At 38.0% G+C, this 16,085-nt stretch carries 13 protein-coding genes; 7 read left to right on the top strand and 6 right to left on the bottom strand.

All coding sequences use genetic code 11. The features are described 5' to 3' along the window. The first annotated feature begins 17 nt into the window (after positions 1-17). The 4 genes from dusB (at position 18) to A8B79_RS15775 (ending at position 6,384) form a co-directional block, all read left to right on the top strand. Positions 18-1,007, top strand: a complete 990-nt coding sequence (gene dusB / locus A8B79_RS15760; protein ID WP_066224717.1) for a tRNA dihydrouridine synthase DusB — start codon at positions 18-20, stop codon at positions 1,005-1,007. Positions 1,008-1,165: 158 nt separating this feature from the next. Continuing rightward, positions 1,166-2,557 (top strand): serine hydrolase domain-containing protein, encoded by a 1,392-nt coding sequence (locus A8B79_RS15765; RefSeq protein WP_066224720.1) that lies wholly within the window; start codon positions 1,166-1,168, stop codon positions 2,555-2,557. A gap of 141 nt (positions 2,558-2,698) precedes the next feature. Then, the gene (locus tag A8B79_RS15770) at positions 2,699-2,902 is read left to right on the top strand and encodes a hypothetical protein (RefSeq protein ID WP_066224723.1); all 204 of its coding nucleotides are present in this window, start codon (positions 2,699-2,701) and stop codon (positions 2,900-2,902) included. Between the two features lie 245 nt (positions 2,903-3,147). Continuing rightward, the gene (locus A8B79_RS15775; RefSeq protein ID WP_066224725.1) at positions 3,148-6,384 is read left to right on the top strand and encodes a ligand-binding sensor domain-containing protein; all 3,237 of its coding nucleotides are present in this window, start codon (positions 3,148-3,150) and stop codon (positions 6,382-6,384) included. Between the two features lie 70 nt (positions 6,385-6,454). On the opposite strand, the gene trxA is transcribed toward A8B79_RS15775, so the two are convergent. Together trxA and dnaE are read right to left on the bottom strand one after the other, a co-directional pair. Continuing rightward, positions 6,455-6,781: a thioredoxin gene (trxA, locus tag A8B79_RS15780; protein ID WP_066224728.1), complete on the bottom strand. Its 327-nt coding sequence runs from the start codon at positions 6,779-6,781 to the stop codon at positions 6,455-6,457. 105 nt (positions 6,782-6,886) lie between these two features. Then, positions 6,887-11,092: a DNA polymerase III subunit alpha gene (gene dnaE / locus A8B79_RS15785; RefSeq protein ID WP_066224733.1), complete on the bottom strand. Its 4,206-nt coding sequence runs from the start codon at positions 11,090-11,092 to the stop codon at positions 6,887-6,889. Between the two features lie 120 nt (positions 11,093-11,212). Here dnaE and A8B79_RS15790 point away from each other — a divergent pair, with 120 nt between their 5' ends. The 3 genes from A8B79_RS15790 to A8B79_RS15800 are packed head-to-tail and all read left to right on the top strand — an operon-like array spanning position 11,213 to position 13,605. Then, entirely contained in the window at positions 11,213-11,896 is a 684-nt protein-coding gene (locus tag A8B79_RS15790) for a hypothetical protein (protein ID WP_153038462.1), read from the top strand. Positions 11,897-11,952: 56 nt separating this feature from the next. Beyond that, complete coding sequence (locus A8B79_RS15795) at positions 11,953-12,654, top strand: hypothetical protein (protein ID WP_066224738.1); 702 nt, start codon at positions 11,953-11,955, stop codon at positions 12,652-12,654. An 18-nt stretch (positions 12,655-12,672) separates the two neighbouring features. Beyond that, positions 12,673-13,605, top strand: coding sequence for a hydrogen peroxide-inducible genes activator (locus tag A8B79_RS15800; RefSeq protein WP_066224742.1), 933 nt, complete (start codon positions 12,673-12,675; stop codon positions 13,603-13,605). A gap of 37 nt (positions 13,606-13,642) precedes the next feature. On the opposite strand, the gene A8B79_RS15805 is transcribed toward A8B79_RS15800, so the two are convergent. From A8B79_RS15805 to A8B79_RS15820, 4 genes are all read right to left on the bottom strand, one after another. Next, positions 13,643-13,957, bottom strand: a complete 315-nt coding sequence (locus A8B79_RS15805; RefSeq protein WP_066224745.1) for an antibiotic biosynthesis monooxygenase family protein — start codon at positions 13,955-13,957, stop codon at positions 13,643-13,645. Positions 13,958-13,967: 10 nt separating this feature from the next. Continuing rightward, positions 13,968-14,426 (bottom strand): SRPBCC family protein, encoded by a 459-nt coding sequence (locus A8B79_RS15810; protein WP_066224748.1) that lies wholly within the window; start codon positions 14,424-14,426, stop codon positions 13,968-13,970. After that, entirely contained in the window at positions 14,407-14,823 is a 417-nt protein-coding gene (locus tag A8B79_RS15815; protein WP_235603777.1) for an ArsR/SmtB family transcription factor, read from the bottom strand. The genes A8B79_RS15810 and A8B79_RS15815 overlap by 20 nt, the downstream gene beginning before the upstream one ends. Positions 14,824-15,122: 299 nt before the next feature. Beyond that, the gene (locus tag A8B79_RS15820; protein WP_066224753.1) at positions 15,123-15,845 is read right to left on the bottom strand and encodes an NAD(P)-dependent oxidoreductase; all 723 of its coding nucleotides are present in this window, start codon (positions 15,843-15,845) and stop codon (positions 15,123-15,125) included. Positions 15,846-16,085 lie beyond the last annotated feature (240 nt).

Raw genomic sequence — 16,085 nt, forward strand, 5'->3', positions numbered from 1 at the left:
TTTCTTAACTTTGAGTTATGAATATTGATGACATCACTTTACCGAAAAAACCGCTTTTCTTAGCACCGATGGAAGACGTTACGGATTCGCCTTTCAGACAAATTTGCAGAGAAAAAGGTGCCGATATAGTATTTACTGAATTTATCAGCTCAGAAGCACTTATACGCGACTCTGAAATTGCGCTTCATAAAATGAGCTTTGATGAGAGTGAGCGACCATTTGGTGTTCAGATATTTGGCGGACGTGAAGAAGCTATGCATGGTGCTGCTAAGGTAGCTTTGAATAACAATCCTGATGTAGTTGATATAAACTTCGGTTGCCCCGTTTATAAAGTTGTTAATAAAGGCGCCGGAGCCGCTTGTCTCAAAGATCTGGATATGATGGAGCGGATGGCGGGAACGGTTGTAGATGCTGTTACAGACAGACCTGTTACTGTAAAAACCAGACTTGGTTGGGATGATGATACCATCAAAATTCAGGAAGTTGCTTTGATGCTCCAAAAACTGGGAGTGAAAGCATTAACAATTCATGCCCGAACACGTTGCCAAAAATATAAAGGGGACGCGCGCTGGGAATGGTTGAAAAAACTTAAAAACACACCCGGACTTGAAATCCCCATTATTGGAAATGGAGATGTAACTTCTCCTGAACTCGCAAAAAAGATGTTCGACGAAACCGGTGTTGATGGAGTTATGATCGGCAGGGGCGCCATCGGAAATCCTTGGATCTTTGAACAATCAAGACATTATCTGGAAACAGGAGAGTTATTACCGGAGCCGACATTAGAAGAAAAACTCAATGTTTGCGCAGAACAACTACGTAAATCAGTAGTTCATCAGGGAGAAAAGTACGGCGTTGTGATCATGAAAAAACATTACGGTCAATATCTGAAAGGGATCTACAATGGGAAAAAACTTAGAATGGAGTTGATGAAACATGATACAATGGATCCCATTCTGGAGATCCTGCTCAACTTCAAAGAAGAAGACACATTTGCTTTGGCTTGATGGGTTTATGTGCCACAAAAGCATGGAAACACTAAATTTTAATTCATTTTAAAGCTTTAAACTTTTAGTGGTAAAATTATTCAAAACCTTTTCGTAACCTTTTTATTTTCAGCAAGTGTATTAACTGACAACTCTAATTAAATCAATTTCTTTCTTTAATGTTCAGAGCTATATTTTGTGCATTTCTTCTGCTTTCCTGCACATCTTCATCACAAATTGATCTACTTGAAAAACTAAGAGAGTACGAAGGACTTTATGAGTATCAAGGTGAAACAACCCTTACTCTTCAGGCTTCCAAGATGGATACGACTTTATATGCCGTTATTGACTATGCAAAATATCCGCTTTATTACGATTCTGTGGATTCTTTTAAAAATACTCAGGGAGATATAGTCACCTTTCAGAGGAATTCTGAGAAAGATGTGGTTAGCTACACAGTTGATGGGAGATCATTCCAGTTACTTTCAAAAGATTTTGATAGTCTTGATATGGAGCCTAGATCTGATTTGAATAATGATGGAGATAGATATTTATATGAAACTCCTAAAGAACTGAACGATGGATTGAGAACAGGAAATATCACCGAACTTGAAAATCCTGATTTGATTCTGGAAATGGTTCGAAAAACTATTGAGGGAAAATTCCCTGATGTTCACAGCACTTTGGTATACAAAAATGATAAACTTGTGCTGGAAGAATATTTCTATGGATATGATAGCACTACTCCTCATCAGTTAAGATCTGCTACAAAAGTGTTGTATGGTACATTGCTTGGTATAGTAATTGACAAAGGATTTATCAAAAGTGAAGACGAGCTTTTATTACCTTTTTTCGATGATGAATATGAATCAATAGAAAATGTGGATAGCCGAAAAAGAAAAATAACTATCAAAGATTTTCTAACCTATCAGCATGGAATGGATTGTGAAAATAATAATCCAAGCAGCAAAGGTAATGAAATGGCCATGATGAGTAGTGATGATTGGGTTAAGTACACTCTTGATTTACCAATGGTTAGTGAGCCCGGTAAAACTTCTTCATATTGTACAGGTATTGCGTTAACAATTGGCAAACTCATTGAGATAGTTTCCGGTGAGAATCTAGAATCATTTGCGAAAGAAAGCCTTTTCGATAAACTTGGTATTAAGAACTATCACTGGCGATTTGCACCCGACTATTCAAGTCGGACAACATTTAGTCAAAAGTCCCTTACTCCAAGAGAAATGTTAAAATGGGCCCTTTTATATAAGAATAAAGGCATGTGGAACGGAGAACAAATTATTTCATCTGATTGGGTAGACAAATCGTTCGCAACTTATGGAATCGGGGAATTCGGCTATCTATGGGAACACAAATATATAATGGTGGATGGAAAGAGATTTGATTCTTATATGGCATCAGGTAATGGTGGGCAGAAGATCAATATCTGGCCTGAGTTAGATATGATCACAGTATTTACAGGCGGGAATTATAACTCTTATATGTTATATGGAGTAAGCACGCCTCCAAACAGAATGATACCCAATTATATTTTAAAAGCTACATTTTAAAATAGTATAGCTTTCTTGTAAGGGCGAATGGCCATTCGCCCTTACAGAACTTTTAGGACGAGTTAGACAGTGGCCAGTCTAAAACGAATCTTTTTATACCTCACTTCGTAGTCTCTCAAAGTTTATAAACAAGGAGACATCATGTTGGCAAGATTAGCACGTGTATTAAAATCATTTCTTGGAGCAGCCGGTGTTGCTGCTTCGCCCATAAAAGCAATTACCGGTATCGTAGTTAGCATTATCATCCCCTATCTGTTATATGCTTTCTTCGGTGGCTTTGGTATTGCTTTAGCTATTTTCGGAATTGGTTGGGGAATTTGGTATTTCGTAAAGAAGAGTGATTAGATTTATTAATTCCTTTTTCGTCTTCGTAGAATAGAGATCTAACAAATTATGGGGCTAAGTAATTGACTTTTTAATCCAATTAAGTCAAACTAAAACCTTCTTCTAAAAATTATCTAACATCTTTTTGTATAAATAACTATTAGCTTGCGCTTACACTCTGGTTGTCTTAGCGACAATATTAAATTAAAGTGGGTATAAAAAAGTACTGGTTTGAAAATTATCGGGTTAAGATTAGGATCATAGTTATGACTCAGACTTTGAAACTAATAACAGTTATTTCTGTTATAATTTTATTTTGGTTTGGTTCCGCAATTGCTCAGAATAAGTCTGTTCGATTTGAACAACTTACTACTGCTGATGGATTGTCTCAAAGTACTGTGAACGACATCCTGCAGGATAGTCGCGGATTTCTTTGGTTTGCTACCGAAGATGGATTAAACAGGTACGACGGATATGAATTCAAGGTATACAGAAATAATCCTAACGATTCATTTTCGATCTCGGGCAATCAGATTACTACTATTCTTGAAGATAAAAACAATTCTATTTGGGTAGGAACGAGAGGGGGTGGCTTAAATCATTTTGATCGTGAAAAAGAACAGTTTACCCGATTTACTCATGATATTGATAACAAAAAATCGATCAGCAATAATTATGTAACTGATCTTTATGAAGATGAATTTGGTGTAATTTTAGTAGCTACTCAAAGTGGGTTAAATATACTTAATCCCAATACAAACACTTTTTCTGTATTTACTGAAATGGATAAAAATTCTGCACTTCAAAATGCCAGAATAACAACCATTACAAATGACAGCAAAAACTTTATCTGGATAGGTACAGTTGAAAATGGACTATTTCGATTCAACAGAGAAACCGGAGAAATCCGGAATTACGTGGTTCAAAATTCATCGATCTCCGATAACTGGATAGTTACTCTATACGAAGATAAATTAGGTGCTCTTTGGGTGGGCACACAATCCGGAGGCTTAAATAAGTTTGATGCAGCTAATGATCAGTTCACTAATTACAGTTCTGTTAAAAAGAATATAAGTAGCATCAGCAATAACTGGGTGCTTTCGATGTATGAAGATTCCAGAGGTACATTCTGGATAGGTACTTTAAATGGACTCAATATTTTGAATAGGGAAACAGGTGAGTTTATTAGTTTTATAGACTTGAACTTACCGACTAACCTCAGTAATAACTCTGTTACTTCTCTTTATGAAGATCGTTCAGGTGTTTTTTGGGTTGGAACCAGAAATGGTGCCCTTAACAAATTTACCCGTTCTTCCAGTGTAAGTTTTACTATTCATCAAAATACCCCCTCTATAAAAAACACTATTTCTGATGATAATATTTGGGCGATAAGTGAGGATAATGATAAAAATATTTGGGTAGGTACCCAGGGAGGTGGTCTCAATAAACTAGATAAAAGAACAAATCAGTTTACAACATATAAGCATGATCTTGAAAATCCCGAGTCACTCAGTAATGATTTTATAAATGTGTTATTCTATGACAGCAAAGAGAACCTTTGGATAGGGACTATTGATGGATTAAATAAATACGAAAAAGAATCCGGCAAATTTATACGCTACAAGAATGATAAATCCGAAATAAACTCATTAAGTGGAAATATAATTACCGCCATTTTTGAGGATAGTGGAGGTATTATTTGGATTGGAACTTTAAATAACGGCTTAAACACATTAGACCCTGATACTGATGAAATATACCGTTTCGAACACGACGCTAGAGATCCTAATTCTATTAATCATAATAGCATTTGGTCGATATTTGAAGATAATAACGGATTTGTTTGGATAGGCACTCATGGTTTTGGGATCAACCGTTACGATAAAGCGTCTGGTGTCTTTAGGACTTTCAAACATCAATCAGATAACGAGAATTCGATCACCAATAATTATATAAACGTTATCACTCAAGATTCTAAAGGTTATTTATGGTTTGGTACTATTAATGGGTTAAATAAATTTGACCCTAGTACTGAACAGTTTACTCGATACACCACAAATGAAGGTCTTCCCAACAATGTTATATATGGAATATTAGAGGATTACAGAGGACATATTTGGTTAAGTACCAATAATGGTATAGCAGATTTTAATCCTGAAACCGGCAATGCACGAGTTTATGATAGAGGAGATGGATTGCCAAGTAACGAATACCGTTTCGGAGCTTTCCACAAATCGAATGATGGAACATTATATTTTGGTGGAATTAACGGAATGGTGGTATTTAAACCTGATAGCATTCGCAATAATCCGTATGTACCTCCTGTAGTTATTACTGACTTTCAAATTTTCAATCAAGAAGTCCCCATATCCGGCATAAACTCACCACTCAAAAAATCAATCACAGAAACTGAAGAGATAGAACTAACCTGGAAAGAAGAGGTTTTCTCGTTCGAGTTTGCCGGATTGCATTTTGCTGCTCCTGAAGAGAACCAGTATAAGTACATTATGGAAGGTTTCGATCAGAATTGGCAAAATGTAGGGAACAGACGCTTTGTTTCTTACACAAACTTAACTGCAGGAAATACTTATACATTCAGAGTAAAAGCGTCAAATAAAGACGGTCTGTGGAATGAAGAAGGAACATCAGTTAAATTGACGATCAAACCTCCACCTTGGAAAACCTGGTGGGCCTATGGGATCTATTCAATTTATACAGCAGGCATGCTTATGGGATTCATAAATTACCAAATCGGTAGAGAGAGAAAGAAAAAAGAGAAAATTCAAAAGCAAAATGAAGAACTCGAAGCCTTAGTTAAAAATCGTACACTAATGCTGGAAAGTGAAAAGGAAAAAAGTGATTCATTACTCTATAACATGTTGCCAAGAGAAGTTGCTGATGAAATCAAGGAAAAGGGAGCCGTAACACCAAGACGATACGAAGAGGTTACCGTTCTCTTTTCAGATTTTGAAAACTTTACTTCAACAGCGGCTACGATGTCTGCAAAAAAATTGGTAAGTGAAATCAATGAGATATTCGAAGCTTTTGATAATATAATGGACAAGTATAATCTTGAAAAAATTAAAACGATCGGTGATGCTTATATGGCAGCTTCAGGTTTGCCGGTTGAATTCGAACATCACGCTATGGCAGCTGTAAAAGCAGCTTCAGAAATGCAGCATTTCATAAAAAATCGAAACAAAGAAGCTGCTATTAAGTGGAAAATGCGAATTGGAATACATACAGGATCTTTAATTGCAGGGATTGTCGGAAAAAAGAAATTTACTTACGATATATGGGGGTCTACTGTAATTCTTGCAAGCAGAATGGAAGAATTAGGAGAGACAAACAAAATTAATATTTCAGCAACTACATGCGATAAGGTTAAAGATCAAATCGAATGTAACTATAGAGGTAAAGTAGCTGTTGAAGGACAAGGAGATATAGATATGTATTTCATTGACGAAGAAGCTATATCATCAATTATTGATCAGGACCTATAGATTATCTCAGGTAATAAAAAAGCCACTTCGAATTAACAAAGTGGCTTTAAAATTCTAATAAGAATCAGTTTTAAGCGATCTGTGCATCTAATTGCTTTGTAAGATGTGGCTTTGGAACCGCACCAACGATCTGATCCACTACTTCGCCGTTTTTGAAGATCAATAATGCAGGAATACTTCTGATTCCGTATTTCACAGATATATCAGGATTATTATCCACATTCACTTTTCCGATCTTTGCTTTTCCTTCGTATTCACCAGCCATCTCTTCTACAACCGGACCAATCATGCGGCAAGGACCACACCATTCAGCCCAAAAGTCTACAAGTACCGGTTTATCTGAGTTAAGCACCTCAGCTTCAAAGTTGCCGTCTGTAAATTCTAATGCTTTTGCCATTGTTCAAAAATTAAATTAAATGTCTTTTTTGTTACTGCGCTAAATATGCGAATAAATCTGCTAACTAGTCACATTGTTTGTAATTATCATCTTGATTGCACCCCTTTATGAAGCGCCCATCACCAACTCCACACTTTCTTCTCCGAGCACATCCCTCAAACCCTTCATTAACTCCGGATTAGGATCCACTACAAAGTTTCTCATATTCATTCTGATCGGCCCATTCGCTTCAGGACTGTGTACCATCATCTTTACCATGGTGCTACCTCGATTCGTAGTGAACAAGGTTTCCATTTTGTTCAAGATCTCCTCATCTAATAATGCAGTATCAAGCTTTAATCTAAGATTCAGATTATCCTGATTTTTTTCACGGAGATTCTCTACACGCTCGATATTGTTTACGATTACACTATCACCCCGTTCACGCTTCACAAACTTTCCGGAGATAAAAACTACATTATCAACTTCCAGAAGTGCCGAGAACTGATCGAATTGTTTACTGAACACAGCCAATTCCATTGAAGAGTGCAGATCCTCTACCTGAAGAAATGCGATCGGTCTTCCCTTCTTATCTGTTGCCTGACGTTTACTGGTTATAATAGCAATGAACCTGATCGTAGATTCGTGCTGAAGTCGGTTCATAGACTCGTCACTCAGATTCTGACTTCCAAAGAGCTTTATATCTTCTTCATACTTTGTTAACGGGTGTCCACTCAGATAGAATCCAATCAATTCACGCTCATTATTAAGCCGTTCAATACTACTCCATTTGGGAACAGGTTTTAGTTTTGGTTCCTGAGACATCGCTCCTCCGGCATCACCACCAAACATATTAACCTGACTTAATCGCTCTTCTTCCTGCTTGCGGGCACCATATTGGAGAATATCCTCCACACCCATCATCAACTCGGCACGATTGTCATTCAACTCATCAAAAGCTCCTGCAGCGATCAAACTCTCCAGTGTTCTTCTGTTGCAAACTCTGGAATCTATTCGTGCTGCAAAATCAAAAATGCTTTTAAATAGTCCTTTTGATTCCCGCTCTTCAACGATCTGTTTAATGGCTGATGAACCCACTCCTTTTATTGCCGACATTCCATATTGAACGCGCCCGTCTTTGGCTACGAATTTTCCTCGTGCCGTATTGATATTTGGCGGATCAACTTCAATTCCCAAGCGGTGACATTCTTCAATAAATGAAGCTACTTTTTTAATGTCACTCATGTTGTGACTCATTACCGCAGCCATATATTCAGCCGGATAATTCGCCTTGAAATACATGGTGTGATAAGCCACTACCGAATAAGCCGCAGAGTGAGATTTATTGAAACCGTAGCTCGCAAACATCTGCATTTTCTCAAAAACAGAGATCGCCGTTTTCTCATCAACGCCCTGAGCCTGAGCACCTTCAATGAATTTCGGCTTCTCTGCCTCCATCACTTCATGCTTTTTCTTACCCATCGCTCTTCGGAGTAGATCTGCACCGCCAAGTGTGTAACCACCCATTTTCTGAGCTACATTCATGATCTGCTCCTGATAGATCATAATCCCGAACGTTGGTTCCAGAATATCTTTGATCAATTCGTGATCATACTCCGCTTTTTCAACTCCGTGTTTACGCTTGATGTAATCCGGAATGAATTGCATCGGTCCCGGTCGATACAAAGCGTTCATTGCGATCAAATCATTAATGGTAGTCGGTTTCAAGTCTTTGAGATACTTCCGCATCCCTTCACTCTCGAACTGGAAAGTTCCTAAGGTTCCACCCTTTTGGTAAAGCTTATAAGTCTTTTCATCATCAAGAGGAATTTCATCCAGATCATATTCCTTTCCATGATTTTCCTTTACATATGCAATAGCCGTTTTCAGGATCGACAGGGTTTTCAATCCCAGAAAATCCATTTTCAGCATTCCAGCGTTTTCAATTACGCTGCCATCAAACTGTGTTACATACAGATCAGCATCTTTTGCAGTACTAACCGGAATATATTCTGTGAGTTTATCCGGTGCGATGATCACTCCCGCAGCATGAATTCCAGTATTCCGAACAGAGCCTTCCAGCACATGCGCCATTTTTAACGTCTCTGCTTCCAGACCTTCTCCGGCTTTCATATCACGAAGTTCTTTCACTTCTCCAAAAGCGTCGTCCAGCGAAGTGCCCGGCCGTTCCGGAACCAGTTTTGCCAAACGATCTGCATCAGATAATGGCAGATCCAGCACTCTGGCTACATCACGAACAGAAGACCGCGCTGCCATAGATCCGAATGTGATAATATGAGCAACCTGATCTTTTCCGTATTTATTGACTACATATTCGATCACTTTTTGGCGACCATCATCATCGAAGTCAATATCGATATCCGGCATGGAGATACGTTCCGGATTCAGGAATCTCTCGAAAAGGAGATCGTATTTCAAAGGATCGATATTTGTAATTCCTGTACAATATGCGACTACTGAGCCGGCTGCAGAACCACGTCCGGGTCCCACATAAACGCCCATATCACGAGCGGCAGCAATAAAATCCTGAACAATGAGGAAATATCCTGCAAAACCCATATCTGAAATGATACCTAACTCCAGATCAATTCTGTCTTTTACCTCATCTGTAAATTCAGGGTATCTTGGCTTAGCACCTTCCAATGTCAGGTGTCTGAGATAATCATTCTCAGTTTCAAATCCTTCCGGAAGTTCAAAATTAGGAAGGATCACATCTCTTGAAAGCTTGATCGGCTCAACTTTGTCTACAATTTCTTTAGTAGATAATATCGCTTCCGGCATATCCGGAAACAGCGCTTTCATTTCTTCAGTGGTCTTGAAATAGAATTCATTATTCGGGAAACCCCATCGGAAATCTTTACCTCTTCCGATCGGTGTACTCTTCAGTTTTCCGTCGTCAATACAGATCAAGGCATCATGAGCTTCTGAATCTTCCTGTTCCAAGTAGAACACGTTATTTGAAGCAACCAGTTTTACATCGTATTTCTGAGAAAACTCTTTAAATACTTCGTTTACTTTATGTTCTTCATCGAGCCCGTGATTGATCACTTCCAGATAGAAGTCATCCCCAAAAACTTCTTTCCACCATTGTAGTGCTTCTTCAGCATATTCCTCACCTTTGTTCAGGATCAGATCAGCAAGTTCTCCGCGAATACCACCACTCAAGCAGATAAGATCTTCGGAATATTCTTTGATCACTTCTTTATCAACACGGGCAAATTTGTAGTAATATCCCTCAGTAAAACCTATAGAACTTAGCTTGGCCAGATTTTTGTACCCATTCTGGTTCTTAGCTAAAAGTGGGATCTGATATTTTTTGTCCCGGTTATCTCTTGTAAATTTCTTTTGGTGACGATCATCAACCATATAAAATTCACAACCAACGATCGGTTTTATACCTGCATCATTGGCAGCCGCTACAAAAGAAAATGCTCCGTACATATTTCCAAGATCAGTAAGACCTACGGCCGGCATCCCTTCTTTTTTGGCTTTTGCTACCAGTTCTTTTATTCCTGCGGTAGCCTGAAGCACCGAAAACTTAGAGTGGCAATGTAAATGTGTGAATGCAATATCTTCGTCGATCTCCACTTTAAGATCGATCTCATTACCATTATCCTTTGAGGTTTCTGCTACCTCATCTTTTTTTTTGATGCGCGACGGAGATCTCAGATCAATGTAATGCTCCCGCTTCATGTAGCTTGCGGAAGGCTCATATAACTTAGCATCGATCGGGAAATTTACTTTGGTCACGCCTAAGCGAACCATTTCCAGAAAGATTCTGGCGGTAGCCTCTACATCAGCTGCTGCATCGTGAGCATCTTCAAAACCTTTATCAAACAGTTTCCAATGAAGTTCGGTAAGTGTCGGCCATTTGTAACCACGTGCTCCTTCAATTTTACAAAAATCAGTACCATCATCTTTGGTATCGATCTTTGCTTTATCCATGATAGCTGACGGGATCTTCTTACGGATATACTCCGCTCCCATGATCTTCTCGTCAAAACTTACATTATGCCCGATCAGGAAATGAGCTTTATCAATAGCTTTACGAAATTCGTGAAGAACAAATTCGAGATCTTCACCTTCTTCCTGTGCACGTTTTGTGGAAATCCCGTGTATCTTTTCGGAATTAAACGGAATCGTAAATCCTTCCGGATAAACGATATAATTTCCACTGGACAATAACTTTCCGGTGTGATCATGATGCTGCCAGGCTAACTGAACCAGTCTTGGCCAGTTTTCCAGATCGGTTATTGGGGCAGAAAAATTTTGGGGTAGTCCGGTGGTCTCGGTATCGAAAATTAAATACATACCCGAGTATAAACATTAACCTAAAAAATTGATAGCAAAGGTTCTTTAAGTTGCTTACTTATTTTTAAAAAACTAAGTTACTGACCTATAATGAATCCATTCAAAAAGTTGATTAAACCCATGAAAAACTTACTTACAACCATATTTTTATTTTTAACCGTCGCATCAATAAATATAAATGCACAGTATTATTTAGAGATGAGAAATATTTCTTCTGAGTATGATCCAAATACAGACACTTACAGGCTGGACTATGGAAACATAAAAGGCGACCCTTTTCTGAATGAAGATTGGGAAATCGGAAAAGTTATTTTTAATGACAAAAGTCAGAGTCAAAATATAAACCTAAGATTCAACTCATATTCTAATCAATTGTTCTTTAAGGAAGGAGATAAAGTTTTATTGATCAACTTAAATGAAATACAGGGTTTTGTTTTTAATAAAAAAGAAGAGATATATAAAGTTGGCGTAACATCTTCTAAATATAAATTTGATGGTAAACAAGCTTTCAGACTCATATATAATGGTGATGTAAAGCTTTATGAGCATCTTTCTGTAGATCACAAATCCTCCAAACATCCTATGACCGGAGAACTAAACGAAAAGTTTGACAGAGATGAAGCCTACTATATTCAGACTGAAGATGGTGAACTTGTTAAAACAAGAATAAGAAAGAAAAACCTGATCAATGATCTTGGGATTCATAAAAAAGAACTGGAAAAATTTACTAAAGACACCAAAAATAAGGTAAAATCTGAAGAGGATGCAGTTAAGCTTCTGGAATTTTATGATACTTTAAAGTAATACTCTATCTATAATTTAGTTTAGTTTGTAACCTATAACATACTTTTTAAATCATTATGAATAATCTAAAAACCCTTTCTCTATCCATTGCGATTGCAATGTTTCTGATAACAGCAACGGATGCTCAGCAAATTACTTTGGATCAGGTTCAGGTTACAAATTCCACCGGAACACAAATTTATACAACGAACAACGATAAAGACGTTCAAGGAACTCCTTTTTACAGTGAAGACTGGCAGATGGGAAAGGTGATCTTTAACAATTCAAAATTCAGTAAAGAAGTACCTCTGAGTTATAACAGCTATACTCAGGAGTTATTTTTTAAGCAACAGGAAATCATTAAAGTACTGGACCCAAAACAGATCAAAGGGTTTGTTTTCACAAAAACAGGTGAAACTTTTAAATACGGAAATAGTTCAGAAGAATTTGAAATAACTCCTTCTACACCATTAAGAGTTATTTATGATGGAAAAGTAGAACTACTTGTTTTGCATCAAACTGTTAGGACCAGAGGAAACACTAAAGACCCGCTAACAGGAAAGGTTACCGATCGTTATTCTAAAAGTGAGATCTTCCTCATTAAAAAAACTGATGGTTCTTTCAAGAAAACGAGAATCAGAAAAAAGAATATGATCAACGATCTTGGAACTCATAAAAAAGAACTGGAAAAATTTACTAAGGATAACAGAAATAAGGTGAAGTCCGAGAAAGATGCGGTTGAACTTCTGGAATTCTATGATTCTCTATTAGATAAATAATATTTTAAAAACGGAACATTGACCCTTACTCAGCTTTCATACATCGTAGCAGTTGATAAGTACAGGCATTTTGCCACTGCTGCTCAGAAGATCTATATCACCCAGCCAACTTTAAGTATGCAGATACAAAAGCTTGAAGATGAGTTGGGTGTTTTAATTTTTGACCGGTCTAAATCTCCGGTAGTTCCAACAGCAATTGGTGAACAAATAATTGATCAGGCCAAAGTTATACTAAGCGGTTCCAAACATATAGAAGATATGGTTTCCGTGAAAGATGGTGAACTGAAAGGGTCTTTCCGAATCGGGATCATACCAACTATCGCACCTTACCTGGTTCCTCTTTTCCTGAAACCATTTTCTGAGCGACATCCAAATGTGAAGCTGGTTTTTGAAGAAGCACTGACAAGTGAAGTTCTGGAAGGTTTGCATGAAGATCACTTTGATGTTGGTATTATCGCTACTTCCACCAATCAGCATATATACGAGCATGAACTGTTTTCGGAACCATTTCTGGGCTATTTATCGCCGGGACATGATTTTTCTTCCAAAGACAAACTATGTATAGATGATCTGTATTCTCAGGATTTGTGGTTACTGAATGAAGGTCATTGCTTCCGTGATCAAACTATAAAATTGTGTAAGAAGAACAACGACAAACTAAAGCATTCCAATATCTCTTTTGAAAGCGGAAATCTGGAAACCCTGAAACGCTTGGTTGAACAGGATTACGGAATTACGTTGATGCCTTACCTGGCTATGCAGGATCACGATACTCGCTGTACCAATGGCGTAATCAAAGAGTTTATGGATCCAGTGCCTACAAGAAAGATCAGGTTGGTATATAGTCGCGAGTTCCTGAAACAAAATATTGTGAACGCTTTTGTAGAGACCATTAAAGACAGCATCCCTGATGAGTTGAAAAATGTAAAGGATGAGATGATAGTGGATTAAGGCTGACCGCAGGAATTAATGAGGTTTTGATGATTGATTAATCTAATCTCTCATTGGCAAAAACCTCAAAATGTCTTACTTCTTTGGGAAAGTCGATCAAATACTTTTTATCCTCAGGATAATATTTAGCTTTATCATGATCATCTCCTGCGAAGTTTTTGATCACCTCCATATTTTGCCAAAAAGTAATTAATTCGAAGTAAGCAAAATCTTCATCTCTCCTCCTCAAAAACGTAAGCTTTACAAATCCCTCAGTGCTTTTATAATCAGGAATTGCTCGATCTCTCATAAACTGAGAGTACTCCTCAAAATGTTCCGGCTTTGTACGACCTTTCCAAATCCTTGCTATCATAAGTTCTGTTTTATTTCTCTTTCAAATATACTTCCAAACGATCAAAAGTAGAACCCCAACCATTTCTGAAACCCATTTCTTCTTGTTGTTGGCGATATTCTTCCGTCTTATGAGTTACCGAGAATGTCATCTTAGTTTGCTCTCCCAGATCTTCAAACAAAACAGTGAGCACTACATCTACAGTCATGGGTTTAAAGTCTGCTGATGTAACCAACTTTTCCGGTTCTTTTATTTCGATGAAAGTTCCTTCAGTCACAAACTCATTCCCATCCGGCATCATCATTGTATATTTCCACGAACCACCTTCTTCAAAGTTCAGCTCTTCTACTTTGGTATTCATACCTTTTGGTCCCCACCAATTCACTAAATGTTCTGCTTCAGTCCATGCATCCCAAACCAATTGTCTTGGAGCGTTAAAAGTGCGAACCATAGTAGCTACCCGAGGATCATTAGCTTGAGTCTTTTCCATTTTCTTCTTTGTTTTGTTTTGATTGAAGTTGTTCCAGATACATTTCAAATGAATCTAATCTCTGTTCCCATAACTCACGGAAAGGGTCGATCCAGTTTGCGATCTCGGCAAGGGTATCAGGTTTTATAATGCAAAACCGTTCTCGTCCCTGTTGTTCAATAGCGACCAGTCCACACTCATTCAGGATTTTAATGTGACGTGAAATTGCCGGCCGACTGATATCGAATTGTTCGGCAATGGCATTCAGATTCAAAGGCTCTTCGGATAAGATCTCTATGATCTCCCGCCGAACCGGATCAGCTATTGCCTGAAACACATCCCTTCTCATAACGCGATTGATATTTTTAAAATGTAACGGATTGGTTACTAATATATATGTAACTGATCTGTTACGCAAATTTAGTTTCAAAGTGTCACTTTCGCGAGGAGGCTTTTAGCTTAACTATTACTCGAAATTAAATCGACGTGGCGATCTCCCTTTCGCTACTCTTGAGCATATTCAAGGAGATTGCTTCGTCGACCATTTATGATTTTGTATAAACTTACCAAACTCCTCGCAAAGACGAGCTTTGAAGCTGATTCATCACCTGTAGAGGAAACAGCTTTGTTCTATATCTTTGTGTATCAACGTTCTACTCTTTGCAGATCCCGGATCAAGTCAGGGATGACGACTTATTGATAAGCTAATTATAAAAGCTACTCCACATTATTAATTACCGGCATTTGCCCTTTCCATTTGCTCCAAATGTCGGATTCTGTTGCAAGTCTTCTCATAAAATGTGCTACGTTAATTCGACTGGTTTTTCCGGAATCAAAAATCACTCCCCGAACCGGTGATGGGTTGACCATGTACTCACTTACCTCTACTTCATCGATAAGATTATCCGGGCGAACAGCTGTCCATTCTATGTATTCATGATCCTGACCGATTTCGGTTCTTAGAAAGTCAGCTGCATTTTCATTATCTACATGAGGTGGCAACAAATATCTAAGCAAAGTAATTACAAGTCGATCTTTGAATGAATAATTCTCATTCAGATCTCTGTTCGTATTTCCATTCGTATTCATCAGAACCATCTTTACGGGAACGGATGGTTTGTTATGTTGAATTGCAGTACATAAATTTTTGACGGAATCCGTTACCAGTCTTCGTGGCTTACCGAATATTCCTTTCCAGGTCAGATTATGCCCAAGACAAGAACAGACAGCTTCACAATCCTCCAAAAGGTCAGCAAGTTCGATCGTGCTCATCTCCAGCACATTTCCCGGAGTCAGGATCAACTTCGGATATTCCTGAGCTAAGTCAGAAAGTTTATCTTTAGATCGAACCACTGCTTTCACTGCATGATCTGCATCCAGTAATTGTTTTACTAATAATCTGCCCGTTGCACCTGTCGCCCCAACAACTAAAATCGTCATAGTGTAATTATTTGTTTTGGGCGATTACGCCATTTTTGAGGAAAAGTTTTGGGAAGGAGTAGCTAGTTTATAACCAACATCATCCTTGTAGATGTTAGGTAACTTGGTGACGGTTTTTGGCAGTAAAACATATAGGGTCATCCCGAACTTGTTTCGGGATCTTTGTAAGGAATGGCTCTTGAAACAGTCTTACTTACTATGAACAAAGGCTATGTGTACTTTCTTACTAACTATCGAAGA

It is taken from the genome of Balneola sp. EhC07 (assembly GCF_001650905.1).
GTDB lineage: Bacteria > Bacteroidota > Rhodothermia > Balneolales > Balneolaceae > Balneola.

Excerpts from the sequence above, each read along its gene's own strand:
- A8B79_RS15765 (WP_066224720.1), top strand. The coding sequence starts at position 1,166 with ATGTTCAGAGCTATATTTTGTGCATTTCTTCTGCTTTCCTGCACATCT.
- A8B79_RS15810 (WP_066224748.1), bottom strand. The coding sequence starts at position 14,426 with ATGGAAAAGACTCAAGCTAATGATCCTCGGGTAGCTACTATGGTTCGC.
- A8B79_RS15820 (WP_066224753.1), bottom strand. The coding sequence starts at position 15,845 with ATGACGATTTTAGTTGTTGGGGCGACAGGTGCAACGGGCAGATTATTA.
- A8B79_RS15770 (WP_066224723.1), top strand. The coding sequence starts at position 2,699 with ATGTTGGCAAGATTAGCACGTGTATTAAAATCATTTCTTGGAGCAGCC.
- dnaE (WP_066224733.1), bottom strand. The coding sequence starts at position 11,092 with ATGTATTTAATTTTCGATACCGAGACCACCGGACTACCCCAAAATTTT.
- A8B79_RS15805 (WP_066224745.1), bottom strand. The coding sequence starts at position 13,957 with ATGATAGCAAGGATTTGGAAAGGTCGTACAAAGCCGGAACATTTTGAG.
- A8B79_RS15775 (WP_066224725.1), top strand. The coding sequence starts at position 3,148 with ATGACTCAGACTTTGAAACTAATAACAGTTATTTCTGTTATAATTTTA.
- A8B79_RS15790 (WP_153038462.1), top strand. The coding sequence starts at position 11,213 with ATGAAAAACTTACTTACAACCATATTTTTATTTTTAACCGTCGCATCA.
- A8B79_RS15795 (WP_066224738.1), top strand. The coding sequence starts at position 11,953 with ATGAATAATCTAAAAACCCTTTCTCTATCCATTGCGATTGCAATGTTT.
- trxA (WP_066224728.1), bottom strand. The coding sequence starts at position 6,781 with ATGGCAAAAGCATTAGAATTTACAGACGGCAACTTTGAAGCTGAGGTG.
- dusB (WP_066224717.1), top strand. The coding sequence starts at position 18 with ATGAATATTGATGACATCACTTTACCGAAAAAACCGCTTTTCTTAGCA.